The following is a 3,482-nucleotide window of genomic DNA, read 5'->3' on the forward strand; positions in this document are numbered from 1 at the left end:
GCCAGCCGGCCGGCCACCTGCTGCAGCGGCGGCAGCGGCACGTGCACGCCATCCACCAAGCCCACGCGCTGCAGGCCCTTGCCCTGTGAGCCGAACAGCGGCTTGAGCACCAGCGCATGGCCGGCGGCGCTTTCGCGCATCACGATGCGCTGCGCCTGCGCGGCCGATTCGGTGGCCCAGGTGGGTGGCGTGGCCACGCCCGCGGCCTGCAGCAGCAGGCTGGTCATCGACTTGTCGACGCTGCGCTCGATGGCCTGACCTTCGTTGTAGACGGCCACGCCCAGCGCGCGCAGCGCATGCAGCACGCCCAGGCGCTTGGTCACCGCCTCGAAGCTGCCGGCCGCGATGCCGCGCACCAGCGCCGCATCGGGCAGCACGCGGCCGAAGCCGGGGATCACCAGGCCATGCCACGCAGCCGTGGTGTCCACATGGCAGTCGGCCAGGTCGATGCAGCGGCCCACCGCGCCGCGCAGCCGCAGCGCAGCCTGCAGCTGCCGGGTGTGCCAGCCTACTTCGTCGGTGAAGATGGCCACCCTCATGCGGCGGCTTCCTTCAACCAAAGGCGGCGCAGCAGGTCCATGTCGGTCGCGCCGCCGTGCCAGGTGTTGCCGCTGCTGATGTTGCTGACCCACACCTCGGCGGGCGCGAACAGCGCGGGGTCGATCTTGTAGAAGTCGAACTGCACTTCCTTGAAGATCTCGGCGAACGAGCGGCCGTGGTCGCGCGAATTGCCTGAAGGCAGCTTGGCGGCCAGCGTGCGCGCCGCCTCGTCGCTGCCCTTGACGGTGAGGTGCACCCGCCCGCCGTACAGGATGGCGTCGTTGGTGCGGCCCATCGCTTCCACGCCATCGGGGCTGGGCGCGGGCAGCGGCGCGCTGCCGCTGCCGTCGATCACGTCGGCCAGCGCAAAGCCCGATTCATGCGCCTGGTGCAGCGCCACTTCCAGCACCCGCGCCACCACCTGGGTGGTGCCGGCCGGGCTGCTGGTGGGCGTGAGGATCACGGTCAAACCCTGGGGCGCCAGGCCGCAGTCGCGCAGCACCTTGTCGATGACGACCGCGGGCGGCGCGCGGTCCACCTCCAGCACCAGCACGCCTTGCGCGGACTGGTCGCGGTAGGCCAATTCGCCGAACAACTTCTCCTTGCCGGCCAGCGCACGCGCCGGGCCTGAGCCCAGCGCGAAGAACTTCTTGCCGCCGGTTTCTTCCTTGCTGGCGGCCAGGCTCCAGCCAGCGTACTGGCTGCCCAGGCAGGCCAGCACCGGCTGCGAGCTGCGCACGTCCAGCCAGGTGGGCCAGTCGCTGCCGCCGCTGCGCAAGGCCACACGGCCCAGGCCGCCCATGCAGATCTCGCCCACCAGCAGGCCGGCGGCCACGCTGCCGGGCGCCTCGATGCCGGCGTCGACGATGCACACGCCGCGCTCGTCATGGCGCACCGCCACGCCCAGGGTATCGGCCTGCCGCAGCAGTTGCTCCACCAGCGGCCGGGCGCCGGCATTCACGCTCACCAGGTTCATCAGCTTGTCTCCAGCAAGGTTTGTACGTCGGCATGCGCCGCCTGCAGCCGCGCCAGCACCGCGGGCGCATCGGCCCCGCGGGCGCTGACGCTGCACACCGGGTCGCCGGCCTGAAAGCGCGCGCCGGCCGAAGGCAGGTCGTGCGTGCCCGCGCGGGCGGCCAGCGCCGCGGCCACGCCATCGGCCAGGCGCAGCGGCCGCGTCGCGAACACGATGCGGTGCCCTTCCACCTGCGCGGGCGACCCGGGGGCGGGCGCAGCGGCGGGCAGCACCCCTTCCACACACGCACGCACATGGGCGGCCATGGGCGCCGCGTCGGGGTAGCAGGACAGGCTGGCCGGCGGGCGCGGGTTCACTTCCAGCGCCTGCCAGCGATCACCGTCGAGCATGAAGTCCAGGCTGCCCAGGCCGCGCAGCGTGAAGGCGCCGGCCAGCACGCTGGCGGCGGCGGCCACCTCATGCGCCACCACCGGCGACACGGCCACCGGCCCCACCAGACCGGCGAACACCCAGGGCCGGTCGCCCACCGGCTGCACGATCTGCTGGTTGAAGCCCAGCACCCGCGCGCGGTAGCCATCGGCCACAAAGGTGGCCGACATCGGCACGCCGGGCGCCTGCTGCTGGTACACGTGGTGGGCGGGCGCCGGGCTGCCGGCCTCGGCCTGCGGCGCGGGCGCCACCTGCCAGCCGCCGCAGCCGCGCATGTCCTTCAGCAGCCAGCCCCTGCGGTCGACCGGCGCGGTGCGCGACACACGCGGATGCGGCACGCCCAGCGCCGCCAGCACGCGGAAGAACACCCGCGCATCGCGCACGCGGCGCACGGTCTCGGGCCGGTTGCCGATCAAAGGCAGCCAGGCGCCGCCTTCGGCGATCACCTCATGCAGGCCCTCGAAGCCGCTGCCCGGTACCCAGCCGGCCACGTCGCCGCGCTGGGCCAGCAGCCGCAGCGCCGACAGCGTGCAGTCGGCATCGATCTGCAACGCGCCGGGCTCGCCCAGCGGCAGCCAGCGCGCGGCGGTACGGCAGGTGTCCACATCGCCGAACAGGTCCAGCGCGATGGCCTGGAAGCCATCGCGTACCGCCGCCTCGGCCATGGCCCGGGCCGAGACGCCCGCGACCGCCAGGATGGTCATGGCCGGGGCTCAATCATGCTTTTCAGCGACGATCTCGCGCGCCTTCTCGAAGGCTTCGGCAAAGCTGAGCACCGAGGGCTTTTCGCCCTGGCACATCTGCACCAGCAGCCGGTGCTGCGTCTGGTACTTCACGTTGCCGATGGCCAGCGCGCCGATGCCCACCGCACCCTCACGCGCGCCTTCGATGGGCTTGCCGTCGTCCATCACACCCACGCCGGCAATGCCTTCGGGCGGCACGGCGTTGACGTCGGCGGCCACGCGCAGGGCGGTGGCCACGCCCAGGTCGTCCTTGTTCAGCACCTGCACGCCTGCGGCGGCGCAGGCCAGGATCACGTCGGCATCGGCCACCGAGGTGCGGATGGCCGCCCGGTCGCCGCCTGACACGCCATGCAGCGTGACGCCAAAGCGCTGGGCGGTTTCCTGCGCCGCTTCTTCGGCCGCGTCGATGCCGTTGCGGCTGCTCAACTGCACCTGGGCGCCGGCCATGGCCGCCAGCACGCCGGCAATGCGGCCCACGGGCCCGGTGCCGCCCAGCACCACCACGCGCAGCCCGTCGAGCTTGCAGCCGTGCTGGGCCATCAGCTGGCCTTCCACGCAGGCCACCATGGCAGCCGCGGTGGTGTAGGCGCCGCTGGGGTCGGCCATCAGCGAGACGATGAAGGGCTTGACCATGCTTTCCTGCGCGCGCGCCAGCATGTCGGCCGCCAGCAGCGCATCACGCCCGCCGATGAAGATGCCGGTGCGGCTGACGCCTTTGGGCCCGCGCGAGAAGATGGTGTCCTGCGTCAGGTTGCGCACCGCGTCCAGGCCCACCTCGGCATACGGCACCACCA

At 72.6% G+C, this 3,482-nt stretch carries 3 protein-coding genes and 1 pseudogene; all 4 read right to left on the reverse strand.

Annotated elements, in window-relative coordinates; all coding sequences use genetic code 11:
- A pseudogene (locus ABNT58_RS08005) lies at window positions 1-539 on the reverse strand (RimK family alpha-L-glutamate ligase); the annotation flags it as partial.
- The gene (mch, locus tag ABNT58_RS08010) at window positions 536-1,516 is read right to left on the reverse strand and encodes a methenyltetrahydromethanopterin cyclohydrolase (protein ID WP_348752975.1); all 981 of its coding nucleotides are present in this window, start codon (window positions 1,514-1,516) and stop codon (window positions 536-538) included. The pseudogene ABNT58_RS08005 and the gene mch, both read right to left, overlap by 4 nt.
- Window positions 1,516-2,649 carry an ATP-grasp domain-containing protein gene (locus ABNT58_RS08015; RefSeq protein ID WP_348752976.1) on the reverse strand — a complete coding sequence of 378 codons (1,134 nt, stop codon included), beginning with the start codon at window positions 2,647-2,649 and terminating at the stop codon, window positions 1,516-1,518. The genes mch and ABNT58_RS08015 overlap by 1 nt, the downstream gene beginning before the upstream one ends.
- Window positions 2,650-2,658: 9 nt before the next feature.
- Window positions 2,659-3,482: methylene-tetrahydromethanopterin dehydrogenase N-terminal domain-containing protein (locus ABNT58_RS08020; protein WP_348752977.1), on the reverse strand; the 824-nt coding region annotated here is incomplete at its 5' end.

The organism is uncultured Aquincola sp., from assembly GCF_964001545.1.
Lineage (GTDB): Bacteria > Pseudomonadota > Gammaproteobacteria > Burkholderiales > Burkholderiaceae_C > Aquincola.